Raw genomic sequence first — 18,180 nt, 5'->3', positions numbered from 1 at the left:
GAATCAACATGCAGGACACGCCACCCGGCCAGACAGGCCCGTTCTCGCGCTTCAACCTCTCGCGCTGGGCGCTGGATCACCCGGCTTTCACACGCTACCTCATGGTGGTGCTGATGCTGTTCGGCATCGCCTCCTATTTCCAGCTCGGACAGGACGAAGACCCGCCGTTCACCTTCCGTGCCATGGTGGTGCGCGTGTTCTGGCCCGGCGCCACCGCGCCGCAGGTGGCTGAACAGGTGGCCGACCGCATCGAGCGCACCCTGCAGGAAGTGCCCTACGCCGACAAGATCCGCAGCTACACCAAGCCGGGGGAGGCGTTGATCCTTCTGCAGCTGGACGATGCCTCGCCGCCCGGCGAGGTGCAGGACATCTGGTACACGGTGCGCAAGAAGGTGGGCGACATGCGCGGCGAGCTGCCGCAGGGCGTGATCGGTCCCTTCTTCAACGACGAGTTCGGCGACGTCTACGGCGTGATCTACGCCTTGCAGGGCGAGGGCTTTTCCGATGCCGAGCGCAAGGACGTGGCCGAGGCCGTGCGGCAGCAGTTGCTGCGCGTGAACGATGTGGCCAAGGTCGAGCTGTTCGGCGTGCAGGACCAGAAGATCTATGTGGAGGTCTCGCAGAAGCGCCTGGCCACGCTGGGCCTGAACCTCAACGCCGTGCTCGACCAGATGGGCCAGCAGAACGCCGTGGCCTCGGCCGGCGCGGTGCAGACGCCACTGGACGTGGTGCAGGTGCGCGTGGACGGCGGTTTCAACTCGGTGGATGAGCTGCGCGCGATGCCGATCCGCTCGGCCGCCAGCGGGCGCACGATCCGGCTGGGCGACATCGCCGACATCGCGCGCGGCACCATCGACCCGCCCGAGGTGCTGGTGCGGCACGACGGCCAGGACAGCATCGCGTTGGGCATTTCCATGGCCAAGGGCGGCGACATCATCGCCCTGGGCAAGGCGCTGAAGACGGCGGTGGCGGGCATCGGGCCCACGCTGCCCGCGGGCATGCACCTGGTGCAGGTGCAGGACCAGCCGGCCGCCGTGGCGGCCTCGGTCAACGAGTTCGTGAAGGTGCTGATCGAGGCGGTGGTGATCGTGCTCGCGGTGAGCTTCCTGGCGCTGGGCCTGCACCGGCGCCCCGGCGGCCGGGGCCTGCGCCGCTACGTGCTGGACATGCGGCCCGGCCTGGTGGTGTTCATCACCATCCCGCTGGTGCTGGCGATCACCTTTCTGGCGATGAACCACTACGGCATCGGCCTGCACAAGATCTCGCTGGGCTCGCTCATCATCGCCCTGGGCCTGCTGGTGGACGACGCCATCATCGCCGTCGAGATGATGGTGCGAAAGCTGGAGGAGGGCTACGACATGGTGCGCGCGGCGACCTTCACCTGGGACGCCACCGCCATGCCCATGCTCACGGGCACGCTGATCACGGCCGCGGGCTTCCTGCCCATCGGCCTGGCCCAGTCGGTGACGGGCGAATACACCTTCGCCATCTTCGCGGTCACGGTGATCGCGCTGCTCGTTTCCTGGGTGGTGGCGGTGCTGTTCGTGCCCTACCTGGGCGTGAAGCTGCTGAAGATCAAGCCCAAGGTGGACGCAGAGCCGCACGAGGTGTTCGACGGCCCCTTCTACCAGCGCTTCCGCCGCGCCGTGGACTGGTGCGTCGAGCACCGCTGGCTGACCATCGGCGCCACGGTCCTCACCTTCGTGCTGGGCCTGGCGGGCATGGGCCAGGTGCAGCAGCAGTTCTTCCCCGACTCGAGCCGGCCCGAGATCCTGGTCGACATCTGGCTGCCGGAGGGCAGCAGCATCCGCGCCATGGACGAGGTGGCCGAGCGCGTGGAGCAGCGCTTGCTGAAAGAGCCCGGCGTGAAGGCCGTGACCACCTGGGTGGGCTCGGGCGTGCCGCGCTTTTACCTGCCGCTGGACCAGATCTTTCCGCAGAGCAACGTGGCCCAGTTCATCGTGCTGCCCGGCGGCCTGAAGGCCCGCGAGCGCATCCGCCGCGACCTGCCGGCGCTGCTGGCCGCCGAGTTTCCCGAGGTGCGTGCCCGCGTGAAGCTGCTGCCCAACGGGCCGCCGGTGCCGTATCCCGTGCAGTTCCGCGTGGTGGGCGACGATCCGGTGGTGCTGCGCGGCCTGGCCGACGAGGTCAAGCGCGCGATGGCGCACAACCCCAACGCGCGCGGCGTGAACGACAACTGGAACGAGGCCGTCAAGCAGATCCGCCTGGAGGTGGACCAGGCCAAGGCGCGCGCGCTGGGCGTGAGCAGCGCCAGCATCGCGCAGGCGGCGCGCACCATCCTCGTGGGCAGCACCGTCGGCCAGTACCGCGAGGGCGACGAGCTCATCGACATCGTGCTGCGCCAGCCGCTGGAAGAGCGCGACACCATCACCGACCTGGCCAACGCCTACCTGCCCACCGCCAGCGGGCAGGCCGTGCCCCTGCTGCAGGTGGTGCGCGTGAACTTCGGCTGGGAGCCGGGCGTCATGTGGCGCGAGAACCGCGAATACGCCATCACCGTGCAGAGCGACGTGGTGGAGGGTCTGCAGGGCGCCACCGTCACCGTGCAGCTGCAGCCCCGGCTGCAGGAGATCCAGCGCCGCTGGCTGAGCGAAGGCCTGGGTGGCTACCGCATCGAGGTGGCCGGCGCGGTGGAGGAAAGCAGCAAGGGATCGGCCTCCATCGCCGCGGGCGTGCCGCTGATGCTGTTCATCGTGTTCACGCTGCTCATGGTGCAGCTGCAGAGCTTCAGCCGCGCGATGCTGGTGTTCCTGACCGGCCCCATGGGCATGGCCGGCGTGGCCGGTGCCCTGCTGCTGCTCAACCGGCCGTTCGGCTTCGTGGCGTTGCTGGGCGTGATCGCGCTGATGGGCATGATCCAGCGCAACTCGGTGATCCTCATCGACCAGATCGAGCAGGACCGCGCGCGCGGCGTGCCGGCCTGGGACGCGATCGTGGAAGCCGCCGTGCGCCGCATGCGGCCCATCGTGCTGACGGCCGCGGCGGCGGTGCTGGCCATGATCCCGCTGTCGCGCAGCGTGTTCTGGGGGCCGATGGCCGTGGCCATCATGGGCGGCCTGATCGTGGCCACGGTGCTCACGCTGCTGGCGCTGCCGGCGATGTACGCGGCCTGGTTCCGGGTGAAACGACCGCAGGCGGCCTGATGCCGTGGCCGTGGCCGCGGCAGGCACTGGCCATGCATGCGGCGCGGGGCTTGACGGGCCGGGCTTGCCGCGTCAATACTTTCCTTTTTTGGAAACTATTGACGCCGCCATGCCCCACCCGACGCTGCACTACCACCCGCTGTCCTCCTACTGCCACAAGCTGCTGATCGCGCTCGACGAGTTGGGCGTCGAGGTCGACAAACGCCTGCTGAACCTGGGCGATCCCGCGCAGCGCGAGGCCTTCCTGGCGCTCTGGCCGCTCGGCAAGATGCCGCTGCTGGAGGACCAGGGCCGGGTGATGGCCGAGACCAGCATCATCATCGAGCACCTGCAGCGCCGCCATGCACCGAGTGGGCGGGCGCTCATCCCCGCCGATCCCGAGCAGGCGCTCGAGGTGCGCCTGTGGGACCGTCTGTTCGACCAATACGTGATGACGCCCATGCAGGCCTTCACGGCCGACCTGTTGCGCCCCGAGGCCCAACGCGACCCGCTGAACGTGGCCCAGGCGCGCGAAGCGCTGCTGAAGTCTTACGCGCTGATCGACAGGCACCTGCAGGGCCGCCGGTGGGTGGCCGCCGATGGCTTCAGCATGGCCGATTGCGCGGCGGCGCCAGCCCTGTTCTACGCGGTGACCTACGTGCCGCTGCCTGAGGACCACGCCCGCCTGGCGGCGTACTTTGAACGCCTCATGGACCGCCCATCGGTGGCGCGCACCGTGGATCAGGCGCGGCCTTTCTTCCAGTTCTACCCGGGGCGCGCCGGCCTGGCGCGGCGCTTCTTCGAGCCGCAGGGGCGCTGAGATGCCCACGCGCATCGAACCGGCGCAGTTGGACCGCCTGTTTTTCGCGCTGTCCGATGCAACCCGCCGCGACATGCTCGCCCGGCTGGGATCGGGCCCGGCATCGGTGAGCGAGTTGGCCGAGCCCCTGGGCATCGCACTGCCTTCGGCGGTGAAGCACCTGGCGGTGCTGGAGCAAGGCGGTTTCGTCGCCTCCCGCAAGTCGGGGCGCGTGCGGACCTACCAGGCCGACCCGGCGGCGCTTGACGCCATGCAGGCCTGGGTCGAGCGGCACAAGGCCATGCTGCACGCGCAGTTCGACCGGCTGGATGCCTATCTCAAGACACGCGAAGAAAAGACCCGCCCATGACGACGCCGCCCAGTGCCCACACCGACTTCGTCATCGAACGCCGCTTTGCCGTGCCGCCCGGCGCGGTGTTCCAGGCCTGGGCCGACCCGCAGGCGCGGCGCCTCTGGTCCGACTGCCACGGCGAGTGCGGCAGCGAACAGCGGTTCGACTTCCGCCCCATGGGGCACGAGACGCATCGCGTGGTGCATGCCGACGGACGGACGCAGACCATCGAGCGCGTGTACTTCGACATCGTGGTCGATCGGCGCATCGTGTTCGGCTATGACATCCGGCTCGACGCCAGGCCGCTGTCGGTATCGCTGGTGACGGTGGAGTTCTTCGCGGCGGGCCGAGGCGCGCGCATGGTCTATACGGAACAGCTGGCGTACCTGGACGGACACGAGGACCGCGCCCGGCGCCTGCAGGGGACGCAGGAAGGACTGGACCGTCTGGTGCTGCTGCTGTCACCGCAGGAGCGGGCGTCATGAACCAGCGGCCGGCGAGTCCGCAAGACGCCCCGCCCGAAGCCCCCGGGCTGACCGCGGCCGAGGCGGCCCGGCGCCTGGCACAGGAGGGCCCCAACGCGCTGCCGGGCGGTGAGCGCCACACCCTGCTGGCGATCGCGCGGGAGACCTTGCGCGAGCCGATGTTCCTGTTGCTGCTGGCCGCGGGCCTGCTGTACCTGGCGCTCGGCAATCTGCAGGAGGGCCTGACGCTCCTGGGCTTCGTGGTCGTCACGCTGGCGCTGACCCTGTACCAGGAGGGCCGCACGGAGCGCGCCATCGAGGCGCTGCGCGAGCTCACCAGCCCGCGCGCGCTGGTCATCCGCGACGGGCAGCCGCAGCGCATCGCGGGCCGCGAGGTGGTGCGCGGCGACCTCCTGGTGCTCAGCGAGGGCGACCGCGTCCCCGCCGACGCCTGGCTGCTGACGGCCGACAGCGTGCAGGTCGATGAGTCGCTGCTCACGGGCGAATCCGTGCCGGTCGGCAAGCGCCAGGCCCGTGCCGAAGAAGGGGCCGATCCCGACGCGCCCGCGTCGGCGCGCACCGCCCCCGGTGGCGACGACCAGCCGATGGTGTACGCCGGCACGCTGATCGTGCAGGGGCACGCGATGGCGCGCGTCGCGGCGACCGGCGCGCGCAGCGCGATTGGCCGCATTGGCGAGGCGCTGGGCACGCTGGCCAGCGAGCGGACCCCGCTGCAGCGGCAGACGGACCGGCTGGTGCGTCGCCTGGCCCTGCTGGCCTTGCTGTTCAGCCTGGCGCTGGTGCTCATCCTGGGCGCGTCCAAGGGCGACTGGCTGCAGGCGCTGCTCGCCGGCATCGCGCTGGCCATGGCCATGCTGCCCGAGGAGTACCCCGTGGTGCTGACCGTGTTTCCCGCCCTCGGGGCGCGCCGCCTGTCGAAGGAGGGCGTGCTGACGCGGCGGCTCACCGCGATCGAAACGCTCGGGGCCACCACGGTGTTGTGCGCCGACAAGACCGGCACCCTGACCGAGAACCGCATGACGGTGACGCACCTGGTGGCGGGCGGACCCGCGGTCAGCGAGCGCCTGGTGCTGGACCCGCTGGCCGACGGCGAGCTGCCGGAGGCTTTCCACGGCCTGGTCGAGGTGGCGATTCTGGCCAGCGAGATCGATCCCTTCGACCCGATGGAGAAGGCCTTCCACCGCCTGGGCCAGCGCTTCCTCGCCCACACCGAGCACCTGCACCGGGACTGGCGCTTGGTGCAGACCTATGCCCTGACGCCGGCGCTGCGCGCCATGTCCCACGTCTGGGCCGATGGCAGCGACGGTGCCCGCACGGTGGTGGCCAAGGGCGCGCCGGAAGCGGTCGTCGACCTGTGCCACCTGGGCCCGGCGGACAGGCAGCGCATCGCCGCCGCGGTCGATGCGCTGGCCGCCCAGGGGCTGCGCGTGCTGGCGGCGGCCCGCGGTGTGGTGGCCGGGCACGAACTGCCCACCCACGAGCACGGCTTCGACTTCGAGTTCGTGGGCTTGCTCGGGCTGGCCGATCCGGTGCGGGCCGAGGTGCCGGCCGCCGTGGCCGAGTGCCGTGCCGCCGGCATCCGTGTGGTGATGATCACCGGCGACTACCCGGTGACGGCGCGCGCCATCGCCCGCCAGGCCGGCCTGGCCGACGGCGGCGCGGGCGTGCTGTCGGGCGATGAGATCGCCACGCTCAGCGACCAGGCCTTGCGTGAGCGCATGGCCGAGGTCAGCGTGTGCGCGCGCATTGCCCCCGAACAGAAGCTGCGCATCGTCCAGGCGCTCAAGGCACGCGGCGAGGTCGTGGCGATGACCGGCGACGGCGTGAACGACGCGCCCGCGCTGCGGGCGGCGCATGTCGGCGTGGCCATGGGCGGGCGCGGCACCGACGTGGCGCGCGAGTCGGCGTCTTTGGTGCTGGTCGACGACAACTTCGCGGCCATCGTGCGCGCGGTGCGGCTCGGGCGCCGCATCTTCGACAACCTGCGCAAGGCCATGTCGTACATCCTCGCGGTGCATGTGCCGATCGCGGGCATGGCCCTGCTGCCGGGGCTGCTGGGCTGGCCGGCGCTGCTGTATCCGATGCACATCGCGCTGCTCGAACTGGTCATCGACCCGGCCTGTTCCCTGGCGTTCGAGAACGAGCCGGCCGAGCGCCGGGTGATGCAGCGCCCCCCTCGGCGGCCCGAGGCGCCGCTGTTCGGTGGGGCGACGCTGTGGCTCGCGCTGCTGCAAGGCCTGGGCGTGCTGGCCGCGGTCCTGCTGGCCTTCGCCTGGGCCCGTGGGTCGATGGCGGAGGAGCAGGCGCGGGCTTTCGCGTTCGCAACGCTGGTGACCGGCAATCTCGCGCTCATCCTGTCGAACCGCTCCGCCAGCGGCTCGTTGTGGGCCTCCCTGCGCACCCCGAACCGCACGCTGTGGTGGGTCATCGGCGCGGGGCTGGCGCTGCAGGCGCTGGCGCTGTACCTGCCCTGGGCGGCGGGCGTGCTGCGTTTCGCGCCGCTGGCCCCGCTCGAACTGGCCGCGGCCGTGGCTGGTGGCCTGGCGAGCGTGGTCTGGTTCGAGGTGATCAAGTGGGTGCGCCGGCGAGCGCCCGACCCGGGCCCGCCCGCCCCCCGTGCCGGACAAGGTGTCGGGCCACCGGGGTGACGGCGCCCGGCGCAGCTGCTATGGTTGTCGGGGTAGGAGGTTCATGCGTGAAGATCCTGATCGCGGCCGATGGCAGCGCTTGCACCAAGCGTTTGCTGGCCTTCATCGCGGCCCACGACGAATGGCTGGGCCCGCAGCACCGCTACACGGTGCTGCATTGCGTGCCGGCGATTCCCCACCGCGCGGCGGCCTTTGTGGGCAAGCCGCAGGTGCAGGCCCTGTACCGCGACGACGCCGAGACGGTGCTCAGGCCGATACGGACGTTCCTGAATCGGCATTTGCAGGGTGTCGCCTTTGTCCACCGGGTCGGTTCCCCCGGATCGACCATCGCCAAGTTCGCCAGCGAGCGCCGGTTCGATCTGGTCATGATGGGCACCCACGGCCATGGCGCGATGGCCGGGCTGGTGATGGGGTCGGTGGCGACGAAGGTGATGTCCTTGTGCCGCACGCCGGTGCTGCTGGTGCGCTAGCTGTTGAGTCTCAGGCCCCGCCTGGGCTTCACCTGCTCATCCCATGGGGGAATGCAAGCGACCCCGAGAACGGTTCAGCTGCACCCGAGAGCTTCCTGACGGGTCGCTTCGCAAAGCCATGCACGCAAGGGAGCGAGGGTCTGCGCGCGGCCGAGGGGCGCATTCAGGCATTGATCCACCGGCGGTAGGCCCTGCGCCATGCCTTGCGCGCCTGAAACGATGGCAATCAGCTCGCGTGGGGCTTCGTTGGGCGAACCGTTCTGCCCATGGCCGTAGACAGCTCCCCCGGAATCACCGAAGCAGCTTCGGGTCCTTCGCCCTTTGGTTGGTGCTATGTAGACCAAGCCTCCGTCCAAGGCGGTGGGGCCGTCGTGGTGGCTCCATCCAACGATGGGGTTGCCGTCGTCCGCAATCTCTCGCCGGTCGGTGAGCCCGAATCCGAGTGTGGTGATCAAACCTGGGACCGATGGCTTGGATGGGAGCCGGGCAAAACGAGAAGGGGTGTCGGCAGGAAAACGCACCTTGACGACGGCAAGGTCGGGAACGGGAAAGGCGGCGCCGATGCCCTTGGCATCTGCCCAGGCCACGTCCGGATGAAATACGACCTCTCCTTGCGGAAAGCCGACGTGATAGCCGCAATCATTCGCGTGCGTCCAACACCTCATGAGATCGCGCGAGCGTGGCGTGTTCGCTTGTGCCGCGGCGTCTGACGGAATCAGGGCCAGCAATCCGTTCATGAGCGGTTCGGACGCCAACACTTTGCCTTCCCGACGGTCGCTTGCCGCTACGCAGTGGGCCGCGGTCACGATATACGTTGGCGACACGCGAACAAACGTGCAGTGTTTGACGATTTCGATGCCACCGCTTTTGAATGCAAGAACGCCGACTTCGCGAAAGCCTGTGGGGTCGTACAAGAGGTTCGTCGTGTTGTGAGTGGCATCGATCCGCCAGTCGACATCCTCGGCCGGCCGCCAGCAAGGCGCCCCATCGGGCATGCGGCCGCCCGCCACCAATTCACCACCAGGTGCCCCGCCCAGTCCGCCCTCGGGCACCGCGGTTCCTCCACCGGTCTGGCAGTTGGTGCAGCCCGCGTCGCCGATCTTCTTTTTCAAGCCTATGGGTGTTTGCACCCAAATGGAGTCCTTGATGGTCCTCGACCCCAGTACCCGAAACCACTGGTTTTCGTCGCTACTGACGCGGGCCGTCAACCAGGGATCGAGCGCTGCCACGCCGCGCAACCGTTCGGCCACGCGTCCTGGCTCATAGGGGGGCGCGGCGGTCGAGGGCCTCGCGCCAGTGGTCCATTCGCTGCGATCCGGCCACACCTGCCGGGTCACGCCAGTGCCGAATGGCCCGCGGGTACCCGCGGCGTCACCCAGGACCAACGGGAATTCACTGGGCGGGGCCCATGGGCCCGGCGATCCTCTGTCCGACCCGATCCGGCCCGAATACCCCCGCAAGGCGATGGACGAGGTTTCGCTGGTAGGTGGCTTCATGGCAGCGGCGATTGCCGATGCAAGGGCCGCGGCAACAGCGTCGGCGCTGGGCGGGGAGGTGCCGAGGCTTGCTGCTGTCTGGGGAGGGCACCGCGGCAAGGCATGGCTGGCCGAGGCAAGGACCATCAGCGCGGCGGTGATCGCCCAGGGCCGGAAATCAGGTGGTCGCATGGACACCTCGCGCGCCTAGGATGCCGGACTCGGCGCCGGGTCGATGGTTTTGGGTACGGACTGCGGCTGATGGAAGTTGGCTTCCCCAGGTGGGGGTGACCGCGACATCTCACCTGTTTCAAGGTTAACCCGCCACCGGATACCGCGGTAGCCAATGGCGATAGGGCGCTCATAGGTTGCGCGCAGGGCCACATCGCCAGTGGAGGCGGCCAACACCTGGGCGGTGACGCCCGGTGCGGGCTGGCTGGGCACGGATCTCCACTGCGCCAGCGAAGCATCGCGCAGTGCTTGGGCGGCGGACGAGGCACTGGCGGGTGTCGAGGTGTCTTTGTTGGCCGGGCCGTTGGCGCCGTCCGAAGCGCTCGTCGCGGTGGGTGTCGCGGGCGCCCCCGATGCTGGGGCGACGTCGATCGCTGCGCCGGCCTGATCCGAGGCATGAAGTGAAACGTCGAATGTTCGAACGACGTACAGCTCCGTCACCAGCGTGAGATCAACCAGCCGCTGGGAGGCATCCTGGTTGCCGGCGGCCGCGAAACGCAGCCACGCGAGTTCGATCGGATTGATTTTTGTCGTCGCCTGGGGTTCTTGCGACATCATGACCCAGTGCCTGGCGAAGGGTTCAAGCGCGACCCTTGCTGGAAGTCCATAGCTTTCACCCGCGGACACAGAAACCGTGGCGCTTCTCGCGGACGACGCGCCAGCGCGGACCGCGACGGCATATACATCCGGCGGCAGGTAGGCACCCAGCTGAGCGGAGTTCACCTGGGCACGGACAAACAAGGGAAAGGCGACCTGCCTCAAGAGATCACCGGTCCGCCCGCCATTGCAGCCTGCCGATGGCACTGGCATGCCGCTCGATGTGTTGCCGGAAGCCGTCTCGACGGTGCGGGCGGGGAATCGATTGCGTTCAGCGTAGTGCCGGTCCAGTTCGGCTTTCATGTTCACATGGGCGTGAAACGATCCGATCGGCACATATCCCGTGGGATCGGACAGCGGCTTCTGTGGGTCGGCGCTGACCGGGCTGACGAACAGGTCGCCCACGCAGACGTCTTCGCGTGGCGGGAACATGGGATATATGCCAAGTTCGCGCAGATTCGTGGACCAATCACGAACCACGAACCCGGGTTTGCTGGCGCTGCAGCCGACCAGCAAGATGGACGACAAAGCAAACGCGCACACGGTGCGACTAGGCATCATGGATGTCTCTCCTGGGATCACACACTGTCGGCGTCGCTGCGGCTCTGTTGGCGACAGAAAGCAGCGAATATTCAGTCCGTGTCGCGGAGCGCCACTCGGTTGGAGGGAGCGTGGCGCCATGAAATCTGCGGAAAATTCTGTCGGAAACAGTTTGTAGCGAACATCCCACGCTTTGAGGATGAGTCGCCTGCGTCGACGAGCGGCGTCGAGGTGGCCCACTCGGCCCGGCAGTGGCGTCTATTTCTCTTGAACGACCAGGCGCTTCTTCCTTCCCGACGCGCCCGTCTTGATGCCCACCTCGGCCTTGGCGCAGCCGAAGCGCCTGGCCACCAGCGCGATCAGCTCCTCGTTGGCCTTGCCATCCACCGGCGGCGACTTCAGGCGGGCGGTCCAGGTGCCGTCGCCGTTGTCCACCAGCTCGCTCACGCGCGCGTTGGGCTTCACCTGCACCTCGATGATGCGAGTCGCCACGGGCCTGGCCGCTCCGTTCAGATCGTGCGGTTGCGCGCCAGCGGTGGGTTGGCCTCGAAGTACTTCACGATGCCGCGCAGCAGGGCGTCGGCCAGGTCGTCCTGGTACTTCGGGTCGCGCAGGCGGCGTTCCTCGTCGGGGTTGCTGATGAAGGCGGTTTCCACCAGCACGCTGGGGATGTCGGGCGCGCGCAGCACGGCGAAGTTGGCGTGCTCCACCTGGGGCTTGTGCAGCTTGCCCAGGCGGCCCACCTCGCCCAGCAGCTTGGTGCCGATCTTGCGGCTGTCGTTGATCTGGGCCGTGGTGCTCATGTCGAGCAAGGCGCGCTGGATGGTGGCGTCCTTGGCGCGCACGTTCAGGCCTCCCACCAGGTCGGCCTTGTTCTCCTTGTCGGCGATCCAGCGCGCCGCGGCCGAACTGGCGCCGCGCGTGCTCAGCGCGTAGACGCTGGCGCCCTGAGGCCGGGCGTTGTAGAAGGCGTCGGCGTGGATGCTGATGAACAGGTCGGCGCGCACGCGCTGGGCCTTGGCCACGCGGATCTGCAGCGGCACGAAGAAGTCGGCGTCGCGCGTCATGAAGGCGCGCATGGGGTTGCCGTTGACGGTGGTGGCGTTGATGCGGTCGCGCAGCTTGCGCGCGATCTGCAGCACCACCTGCTTTTCCTGCGTGCCCTTGGGGCCGATGGCGCCGGGGTCTTCACCGCCGTGGCCGGGGTCGAGCGCCACGATGATGAGGCGTTCGGTGGGGGCCTGCCTGGCGCCCCCACCGGGGCGTTGCTTGCTCGGGCCAGGCGGCAGCGGGGCCTTGGCCACGGGCGGTGGAGTGGACGGGGTGTCGGCCGGGGTTTCGGGCGGCGGCGCCTCGCCGCGCTGGCTGCGCGCGATCAGATCGCCCAGCGGGTCGGGCTGGGTGCGGGCCAGGCCCTCGGTTTCCTTGCCCAGCAGGCGCGCGGCGCGCTCGCTGGCGGCCTTGTCGGCCTGGGACTGCTGCTCCACCAGCTGCAGCAGCGGGTCGGGCGGGGCGCTGGGGTAGAGGTCGAACACCAGGCGGTGCTGGTAGGCCGCCACGGGCTGCAGGTTGAAGATCTGCGGCTTGATCGGGTGCTTGAGGTCGATCACCAGGCGCACCACGTTGGGCGCGTTCTGGGCCACGCGCAGGCCGGCGATGTTGGGGTCGTCGGACTTGAGCTGGCCCACCAGCTCACGCAGGCCGGGCAGCAGGTCCACGCCCTCGATGTCCACCGCCAGGCGCGGCGGGTCGTTGACCATGAAGGAGTTGGTCTTGAGCACCGCGTCGCTTTCGATGGTGACGCGCGTGTAGTCCTCGGCCGGCCACATGCGCACGGCCACGACCTTGGCGCCGCGGGCGAGGTGCGCGGTGCCCAGCAGCAGCACCAGGGTGCCGGCCTGCAGCAGCCTGCGGCGGGGCAGGGGGGGGTGATTCATCGGTCCCGTCATTGGACTGCGGCCAGCAGCAGCTGGCCGGCGGAGGTTCGGGCCTCGGCGCGCACCTGGCGCGCGTCGTCGTGCTCGGGGTCGGTGTTCATCGGGTCGGGCGTGATGTACAGGTCCAGGTCGATGGGGGGCAGGAAGCCCGCGGCGCGTTCGGGCCATTCGACGAGCTTGAGGCCGGGACTGGCGAACAGTTCCCGAAAGCCCGCTTCTTCCCATTCGCGCGGGTCGCTGAAGCGGTAGAAGTCGAAGTGCCAGATGGACAGCGCCTCGCCCGGCGGCATGAGGGGGCAGTCGATGGCGCTGTGCGGCTCGACCACGGCGTAGGTGGGGCTCTTGATGCGGCCGCTGACGCCGAGCGCGCGCAGCAGGTGGCGCACGAAGGTGGTCTTGCCGGCGCCGAGGTCGCCGTGCAGGGCCAGGGTGGCGTGGGCGACGGCGGGGCACAGGGCCAGGCGCTGGGCGAAGGCCTGGGTGTCGGCCTCGTGGGCCCAGCGGCCCTGCCAGGTGGCGGGCGCCGTTGCTACCATCGGCGCCCCATGAAGGCTGTGTTGGATGCTGCTCAACTCGTCTCGCAGTTGCGTGCTTGGGGACGACAGCTTGGATTCTCCCAAATCGGGGTGGCCGGGGTGGATCTGAGCGCCGCAGAACCGGGATTGATGGCCTGGTTGTCGGCTGGATGCCACGGTGAGATGGCCTACATGGCCGCGCACGGCCTCAAGCGCGCCCGCCCGGCCGAGCTGGTGCCCGGCACGCTGAGCGTGATCACCGCGCGCATGGACTACCTGCCGCGCGACGCGGCACCCGACTGGGTGGCACAGGAATGGGCCCGCCTGCAGCGCCCCGGCGAGGCCATCGTCTCGCTCTACGCGCGGGGGCGGGACTACCACAAGGTGTTGCGATCGCGCCTGCAGCGGCTGTCCGAGCGCCTCGCGGGGGCCGTCGGCCCATTCGGCCACCGCGTGTTCACCGACTCCGCCCCCGTGCTGGAGGTGGAGCTGGCGGCGCGCAGCGGCATCGGCTGGCGCGGCAAGCACACGCTGACGCTGCACCGCGAGGCGGGCTCCATGTTCTTCCTCGGCGAGATCTACGTGGACCTGGCCCTGCCCCCCTGCGAGCCGGTGACGGAGCACTGCGGCAGCTGCAGCGCCTGCATCGACGTCTGCCCCACCCAGGCCATCACCGGTCCGCGCCGCGTGGACGCGCGGCGCTGCATCAGCTACCTCACCATCGAGCACGCCGGGCCCATCCCGGTCGAGCTTCGCCCGGCCATGGCCAATCGCATCTATGGCTGCGACGACTGCCAGCTGGCCTGCCCCTGGAACAAGTACGCCCAGCGCTCGCCGCTGCCGGACTTCGATCCGCGCGAGGGCCTGGGCGGCGCCACGCTGATCGAGCTGTTCGCCTGGGGCGAGGACGAGTTCCTGCGCCGCACCGAGGGCAGCGCGATCCGCCGCATCGGGCACGAGCGCTGGCTGCGCAACCTGGCGGTGGGCCTGGGCAACGCGCTGCGGGCCACCGGGGACGAGGCCGTGCGGCGGGCCTTGCGGGCGCGCGCCGAGGACCCCAGCGCGCTGGTGCGCGAACACGTGGCCTGGGCGCTGGCGCAGGGCTGATAAGGGGTCAGCCACCCGGCAGGTTGTCTTGCAGCCGGTCGAGCAGGGCGAGCAGGGTGGCGCGCTCCTGCGCGCTGAGTCCGGCCGTCAGGGCCTTCTCGAAGCGGGCGCGGTGCTGCTGCAGGCGGCGCTGCAGGGCCTGGCCGGCGGGGGTCAGGCGCAGGCGCTGGACGCGGCCATCGGCCGGGTCGGCCTGGCCCTGCAGCAGGCCGCGTTCGTGAAGGCCCTTCACCAGGCGCGCGATCTGCGCCTTGTCACGCCCGGCGTGCTGCACCAGGTCGCTCTGGGTGTGGCCCTCGTGGAGCGCGAAGTAGTTGAGGCAGCGGGCCTCCATCGGGTTCAGGCCCTCGGCGTCCTCGCGCAGGGCCTGCTGCAGGTGGCGGCGAAGGCCGTGCATGACGGCGTGCAGCCGGTCGGTCACATCGGTGGTCGTGGGGCGGGTCATGATGTCCACATGGTTGATGTGGTCAACCAGTTCGGGGAATGATCGTTGTTATTGTCAACTAAAAAGGCCCTTGTGACCATCTCTACCCCGTCTTCCCTGAGCGTGGAGCGTGTGCGCCACGCGCTGAAAGTGCGCCGCCTGCGGGTGAGCGACATCCGGCGCCTGGGCGCGAACTTCCTGCGCCTGCGCCTCTCGGGCGACGGGCTGGGCGATTTCGTCAGCGCCTCTTTCGACGACCACCTCAAGCTCATGCTGCCCGCGCGGGCCGGCGCGCCGCTGGTGCTGCCCGCGCCCGGTCCGGACGGCCTGGCCCTGCCGCCGGGCGCCGAGAAACCCCGGATGCGCGACTACACGCCGCGCGCCTTCGACGCCGCCGCCGGCTGGCTGGACATCGAGTTTCTGCTGCACGGCGACGGCGCGGCCAGCGAATGGGCCGCCGGCGCCCGGGTGGGCGACGAGGTCGGCGTGGGCGGGCCGCGCGGCTCCTTCGTGGTGCCCACGGGGTTCGATTGGCACCTGCTGGTGGGCGACGAGACCGCCTTGCCGGCGATCTCGCGGCGCCTCGAGGAACTGCCCGAGGGCGCGCGCGTGCTGGTGGTGGCGCAGACCGCCGATGCAGCCGACCGCCGCGGCTTCGGGGGGCGGGCGCTGGCCGAGGTTCGTTGGGTCCGGGCCGATGCCGCCGACGCGCTGGCGCGCGAGGTGGCCGCGCTCACGCTGCCCGCCGGCGAGGGCTTCGCCTGGGCCGCGGGCGAGGCCGCCAGCATGGCCGCCGTGCGCCAGGCCCTGGTGCAGGGCCATGGCCTGGACAAGGCGCGCGTGCGCGCCTCGGCCTACTGGAAGCGCGGCAGCGCGGGCCACCACGAAACCCTGTGAGCGCGCGCCGGCGCGGGCGCGCGCTCAGCCCGTCGCGTAGCGCACCCGCAGCTCGCGCTTGAGCAGCTTGCCGCTGGGATTCTTGGGCAGGGCGTCGGTGAACAGCACGCGCTTGGGCGCCTTGAAGCCGGCCATGTTCGCGTTGCAGTGCGCGATGACCTCGTCCTCGCTGAGCGACTGGCCGGCCTTGACCACCACCACCGCCGTCACGGCCTCCACCCACTTGGCGTCGGGCAGGCCGATCACCGCGACCTCGCTCACCGCGCCCAGGCGGTAGATCATTTCCTCGACCTCGCGGCTGGCCACGTTTTCGCCGCCGGTCTTGATCATGTCCTTCTTGCGGTCGACGATGGTGATGTAGCCCTCGGCGTCGATGGTGGCGAGGTCGCCACTGTGGAACCAGTCGCCGGAGAAGCTGGCGGCGGTTTTTTCGGCGTCGTTGAAGTAGCCCAGCATCAGGTGCGGCGAGCGGTGCACCACCTCGCCCACCTCGCCGGGCATGACGTCTTCCATCAGTTCGTTGACGACGCGCGTCTCCACGTTGAGCACCGCCTTGCCGCAGGAGCCGGGCTTGCGCAGCTGGTCCTCGGGGCCAAGCATCGTGGCCAGCGGCGCGATCTCGGTCTGGCCGTACAGGTTCCACAGCCGCACCGCCGGCAGGCGCGCGGCCAGTTCCTTGAGCACCTCCACCGGCATGATGGACGCGCCGTAGTAGCCCTTGGCCAGGGTGGTCAGGCGCGCGGCGTCGAAGGCCGGCGAGCGCAGCAGGGCGATCCACACCGTGGGCGGGGCGAAGAAGCTGGTGATGCGGTGCTTCTCCAGCAGGTTCAGCAGGTGGTCGGGCACGGGCTTGCCCGTGATGACGTTGCTGCTGCCGATGTAGATGGCCGGGCCGAAGAACACGTCGAGCTGGGCGCAGTGGTACAGCGGCAGGGCGTGCAGGGCGACGTCGGCTTCGGCGATCTCGGCGTTGATCACGCAGCTCACGTACTGCCACAGCACGGCGTCGTGCGTGAGCATGGCGCCTTTGGGCATGGACTCGGTGCCGCTGGTGTAGACGATCTGCGCCAGGTCGGTGCTTTGCAGACCCACCTCGGGCAGCGGGTCCGCGCAGGCCGCGAGGTGGTCGAAGCGGTGCATGGCGGCGTCGGGCTCGCTGGGGTCTTCGCTGGGCAGCCAGATGAAGCGCTCCACGGCGGTGTCCTGCGCGGCGGCGGCGCGCGCCAGCTCGGCCAGGCCGCTGTCGGTGGCCAGGGTCTTGGCGCCGGCGTGGCGAAGGATGTAGGCGACCTCGTCGGCCTTGAGCATGAAGTTGATGGGCACCAGCACCGCGCCCCGGCGCGCGATGGCAAAGCGCAGCGCCGCGAAGCCATGCGAGTTGCGCGCCAGCACGGCCACGCGGTCGCCTTCCTCGACGCCGAGCTGGGCCAGGCCGGCCGCCAGGCGCGTGACCAGGGCGTTGAAGTCGGCGTAGCTCCAGCGCGTGTCGCCGCAGGCGATGGCGAGCTTGTCGGGCAGGCGCTGGGCGGTGCGGTGCAGCGCGTCGGCGATGGTCTGGCGGCGCACCACGGGTGCGATGGCGGTGGTCATTCTCGGTGTCTCCTGGTAAACGGGCGGCGGCAACAGGCTTCGATTGGAGCGGCCGCCCGCGGCTTGGCCATCGGCGTTTTCACCATGTTGTCGCCGGCGCGACCCCGGTTTTCTCAGCTTGAGACACGCGGGCCCGACGCCGGCGCTGGCTATCATGCGCCGCATGCGTGGCATCACCTCCAACGTGGACCAGGGCTTTCGGCGCCAGACGCGGCTGCGCCGCGCCCAGGTGGTGGCCTGGTGGCACACGCTGCAGATGGGCGCGCAGATCATGGTGCTGATGCTCTCGCCCAGCAGTTACACGGGCGGGCGGGCGCGCACGGTGCTGTCGCACCTGGTGGTGGCGGTGCTGCCGCTGCTGCCCTGGTTCCTGGTGCTGTCGGCGCTCATCAGCCTGGTCATCATCCGCATCGTCACGGCCACGGCCGGCAGCTATGGGCTGTCGCAGTACGCGCTGGAGGTGCTGGTGCGCACCCTGGTGCTGGAGCTGATCCCGCTGTTCGCGGCCCTGTTCGTGGCGCTGCGCCACGCCATGCCGGGCGCCGAACTGCTGCGCCACCAGCTGGACCAGCGCCAGCGCGCGGGCGGGCGCATTCCCGGCATCGCCGGCCTGGCCGGCACCCTGCTGCCGCGTGCCCTGGCCAGCGTGCACGCCGTGGTGCTGCTGGCCGCGCTGTCGGGCGTGGTGGCCCTGGTGCTCACCTATCTGATGGTGCATGGGCTGTCGCCCTGGGCGGTGCCGTCCTACACCTACGACGTCGGGCGCGTGTTCAACTCGGTGGTCTCGCTGATCTTCGTGCTCAAGACCGCGTTTTTCAGCCTGGCGGTGGCCGTGGTGCCGCTGGCCGCCGCGGCCGAACCCGACGAGCACGGCCGCTACGTGGCGCGCAGCGAGATGGTGGAGTTCGCGCGGCTGTTCTCCGTGCTGTTGATGGTCGAGATCGGATCCCTGGTGGGCAACTACTACTGA

General features: G+C 69.9%; 16 protein-coding genes. 9 read left to right on the top strand and 7 right to left on the bottom strand.

Features of this window, described 5'->3' with window-relative positions; all coding sequences use genetic code 11:
- The first annotated feature begins 8 nt into the window (after positions 1 to 8).
- The 6 genes from DY262_RS03075 to DY262_RS03050 all read left to right on the top strand — a co-directional run bounded on the left by DY262_RS03075 (position 9) and on the right by DY262_RS03050 (position 7,897).
- Positions 9 to 3,164 (top strand): efflux RND transporter permease subunit, encoded by a 3,156-nt coding sequence (locus DY262_RS03075; protein ID WP_116957486.1) that lies wholly within the window; start codon positions 9 to 11, stop codon positions 3,162 to 3,164.
- Positions 3,165 to 3,273: 109 nt separating this feature from the next.
- Positions 3,274 to 3,963, top strand: coding sequence for a glutathione S-transferase family protein (locus DY262_RS03070; protein ID WP_116957485.1), 690 nt, complete (start codon positions 3,274 to 3,276; stop codon positions 3,961 to 3,963).
- Between the two features lies 1 nt (position 3,964).
- Positions 3,965 to 4,312, top strand: a complete 348-nt coding sequence (locus DY262_RS03065; protein ID WP_116957484.1) for an ArsR/SmtB family transcription factor — start codon at positions 3,965 to 3,967, stop codon at positions 4,310 to 4,312.
- Complete coding sequence (locus DY262_RS03060; protein ID WP_116957483.1) at positions 4,309 to 4,779, top strand: SRPBCC family protein; 471 nt, start codon at positions 4,309 to 4,311, stop codon at positions 4,777 to 4,779. The genes DY262_RS03065 and DY262_RS03060 overlap by 4 nt, the downstream gene beginning before the upstream one ends.
- A complete protein-coding gene (locus tag DY262_RS03055; RefSeq protein ID WP_116957482.1) occupies positions 4,776 to 7,427 on the top strand; it encodes a cation-translocating P-type ATPase in 2,652 nt (883 codons plus the stop codon). The genes DY262_RS03060 and DY262_RS03055 overlap by 4 nt, the downstream gene beginning before the upstream one ends.
- 47 nt (positions 7,428 to 7,474) lie before the next feature.
- The gene (locus tag DY262_RS03050; protein WP_116957481.1) at positions 7,475 to 7,897 is read left to right on the top strand and encodes a universal stress protein; all 423 of its coding nucleotides are present in this window, start codon (positions 7,475 to 7,477) and stop codon (positions 7,895 to 7,897) included.
- A gap of 74 nt (positions 7,898 to 7,971) precedes the next feature.
- Here the strand turns inward: DY262_RS03050 and DY262_RS21540 are convergent, their stop codons facing one another.
- The 5 genes from DY262_RS21540 to tsaE form a co-directional block, all read right to left on the bottom strand.
- Entirely contained in the window at positions 7,972 to 9,147 is a 1,176-nt protein-coding gene (locus DY262_RS21540) for a S1 family peptidase (protein ID WP_147326166.1), read from the bottom strand.
- Positions 9,148 to 9,579: 432 nt separating this feature from the next.
- Positions 9,580 to 10,761: a hypothetical protein gene (locus DY262_RS21535; RefSeq protein ID WP_147326165.1), complete on the bottom strand. Its 1,182-nt coding sequence runs from the start codon at positions 10,759 to 10,761 to the stop codon at positions 9,580 to 9,582.
- 237 nt (positions 10,762 to 10,998) lie between these two features.
- Entirely contained in the window at positions 10,999 to 11,232 is a 234-nt protein-coding gene (locus tag DY262_RS03045) for a DUF167 domain-containing protein (RefSeq protein WP_116957480.1), read from the bottom strand.
- Between the two features lie 17 nt (positions 11,233 to 11,249).
- A complete protein-coding gene (locus DY262_RS03040; protein WP_245980770.1) occupies positions 11,250 to 12,677 on the bottom strand; it encodes an N-acetylmuramoyl-L-alanine amidase in 1,428 nt (475 codons plus the stop codon).
- 8 nt (positions 12,678 to 12,685) lie between these two features.
- Positions 12,686 to 13,213, bottom strand: coding sequence for a tRNA (adenosine(37)-N6)-threonylcarbamoyltransferase complex ATPase subunit type 1 TsaE (gene tsaE / locus DY262_RS03035; RefSeq protein ID WP_116957478.1), 528 nt, complete (start codon positions 13,211 to 13,213; stop codon positions 12,686 to 12,688).
- 9 nt (positions 13,214 to 13,222) lie between these two features.
- On the opposite strand from tsaE, the gene queG reads away from it, so the two are divergent.
- Complete coding sequence (queG, locus tag DY262_RS03030; protein WP_425459281.1) at positions 13,223 to 14,299, top strand: tRNA epoxyqueuosine(34) reductase QueG; 1,077 nt, start codon at positions 13,223 to 13,225, stop codon at positions 14,297 to 14,299.
- A 7-nt stretch (positions 14,300 to 14,306) separates the two neighbouring features.
- Here queG and DY262_RS03025 read toward each other — a convergent pair whose 3' ends face one another.
- Positions 14,307 to 14,744 (bottom strand): MarR family winged helix-turn-helix transcriptional regulator, encoded by a 438-nt coding sequence (locus tag DY262_RS03025; protein WP_116957558.1) that lies wholly within the window; start codon positions 14,742 to 14,744, stop codon positions 14,307 to 14,309.
- Between the two features lie 78 nt (positions 14,745 to 14,822).
- On the opposite strand from DY262_RS03025, the gene DY262_RS03020 reads away from it, so the two are divergent.
- A complete protein-coding gene (locus DY262_RS03020; protein ID WP_425459282.1) occupies positions 14,823 to 15,620 on the top strand; it encodes a siderophore-interacting protein in 798 nt (265 codons plus the stop codon).
- A gap of 24 nt (positions 15,621 to 15,644) precedes the next feature.
- On the opposite strand, the gene DY262_RS03015 is transcribed toward DY262_RS03020, so the two are convergent.
- Positions 15,645 to 17,210: a fatty acyl-CoA synthetase gene (locus DY262_RS03015; protein WP_220377549.1), complete on the bottom strand. Its 1,566-nt coding sequence runs from the start codon at positions 17,208 to 17,210 to the stop codon at positions 15,645 to 15,647.
- 163 nt (positions 17,211 to 17,373) lie between these two features.
- Here DY262_RS03015 and DY262_RS03010 point away from each other — a divergent pair, with 163 nt between their 5' ends.
- Complete coding sequence (locus DY262_RS03010; protein WP_116957556.1) at positions 17,374 to 18,180, top strand: ABC transporter permease; 807 nt, start codon at positions 17,374 to 17,376, stop codon at positions 18,178 to 18,180.

This window comes from Hydrogenophaga borbori (assembly GCF_003417535.1).
Classification (GTDB): domain Bacteria; phylum Pseudomonadota; class Gammaproteobacteria; order Burkholderiales; family Burkholderiaceae_C; genus Hydrogenophaga; species Hydrogenophaga borbori.
The sequence above is the reverse complement of the archived record's forward strand: the minus strand, read 5'-3'. Positions and strand labels throughout refer to the sequence as shown.

Excerpts from the sequence above, each read along its gene's own strand:
- DY262_RS03065 (WP_116957484.1), top strand. The coding sequence starts at position 3,965 with ATGCCCACGCGCATCGAACCGGCGCAGTTGGACCGCCTGTTTTTCGCG.
- DY262_RS03055 (WP_116957482.1), top strand. The coding sequence starts at position 4,776 with ATGAACCAGCGGCCGGCGAGTCCGCAAGACGCCCCGCCCGAAGCCCCC.
- DY262_RS03075 (WP_116957486.1), top strand. The coding sequence starts at position 9 with ATGCAGGACACGCCACCCGGCCAGACAGGCCCGTTCTCGCGCTTCAAC.
- tsaE (WP_116957478.1), bottom strand. The coding sequence starts at position 13,213 with ATGGTAGCAACGGCGCCCGCCACCTGGCAGGGCCGCTGGGCCCACGAG.
- DY262_RS03070 (WP_116957485.1), top strand. The coding sequence starts at position 3,274 with ATGCCCCACCCGACGCTGCACTACCACCCGCTGTCCTCCTACTGCCAC.
- DY262_RS03015 (WP_220377549.1), bottom strand. The coding sequence starts at position 17,210 with ATGACCACCGCCATCGCACCCGTGGTGCGCCGCCAGACCATCGCCGAC.
- DY262_RS03060 (WP_116957483.1), top strand. The coding sequence starts at position 4,309 with ATGACGACGCCGCCCAGTGCCCACACCGACTTCGTCATCGAACGCCGC.
- DY262_RS21535 (WP_147326165.1), bottom strand. The coding sequence starts at position 10,761 with ATGATGCCTAGTCGCACCGTGTGCGCGTTTGCTTTGTCGTCCATCTTG.
- DY262_RS03010 (WP_116957556.1), top strand. The coding sequence starts at position 17,374 with ATGCGTGGCATCACCTCCAACGTGGACCAGGGCTTTCGGCGCCAGACG.
- DY262_RS03025 (WP_116957558.1), bottom strand. The coding sequence starts at position 14,744 with ATGACCCGCCCCACGACCACCGATGTGACCGACCGGCTGCACGCCGTC.
- DY262_RS03040 (WP_245980770.1), bottom strand. The coding sequence starts at position 12,677 with ATGAATCACCCCCCCCTGCCCCGCCGCAGGCTGCTGCAGGCCGGCACC.
- queG (WP_425459281.1), top strand. The coding sequence starts at position 13,223 with ATGAAGGCTGTGTTGGATGCTGCTCAACTCGTCTCGCAGTTGCGTGCT.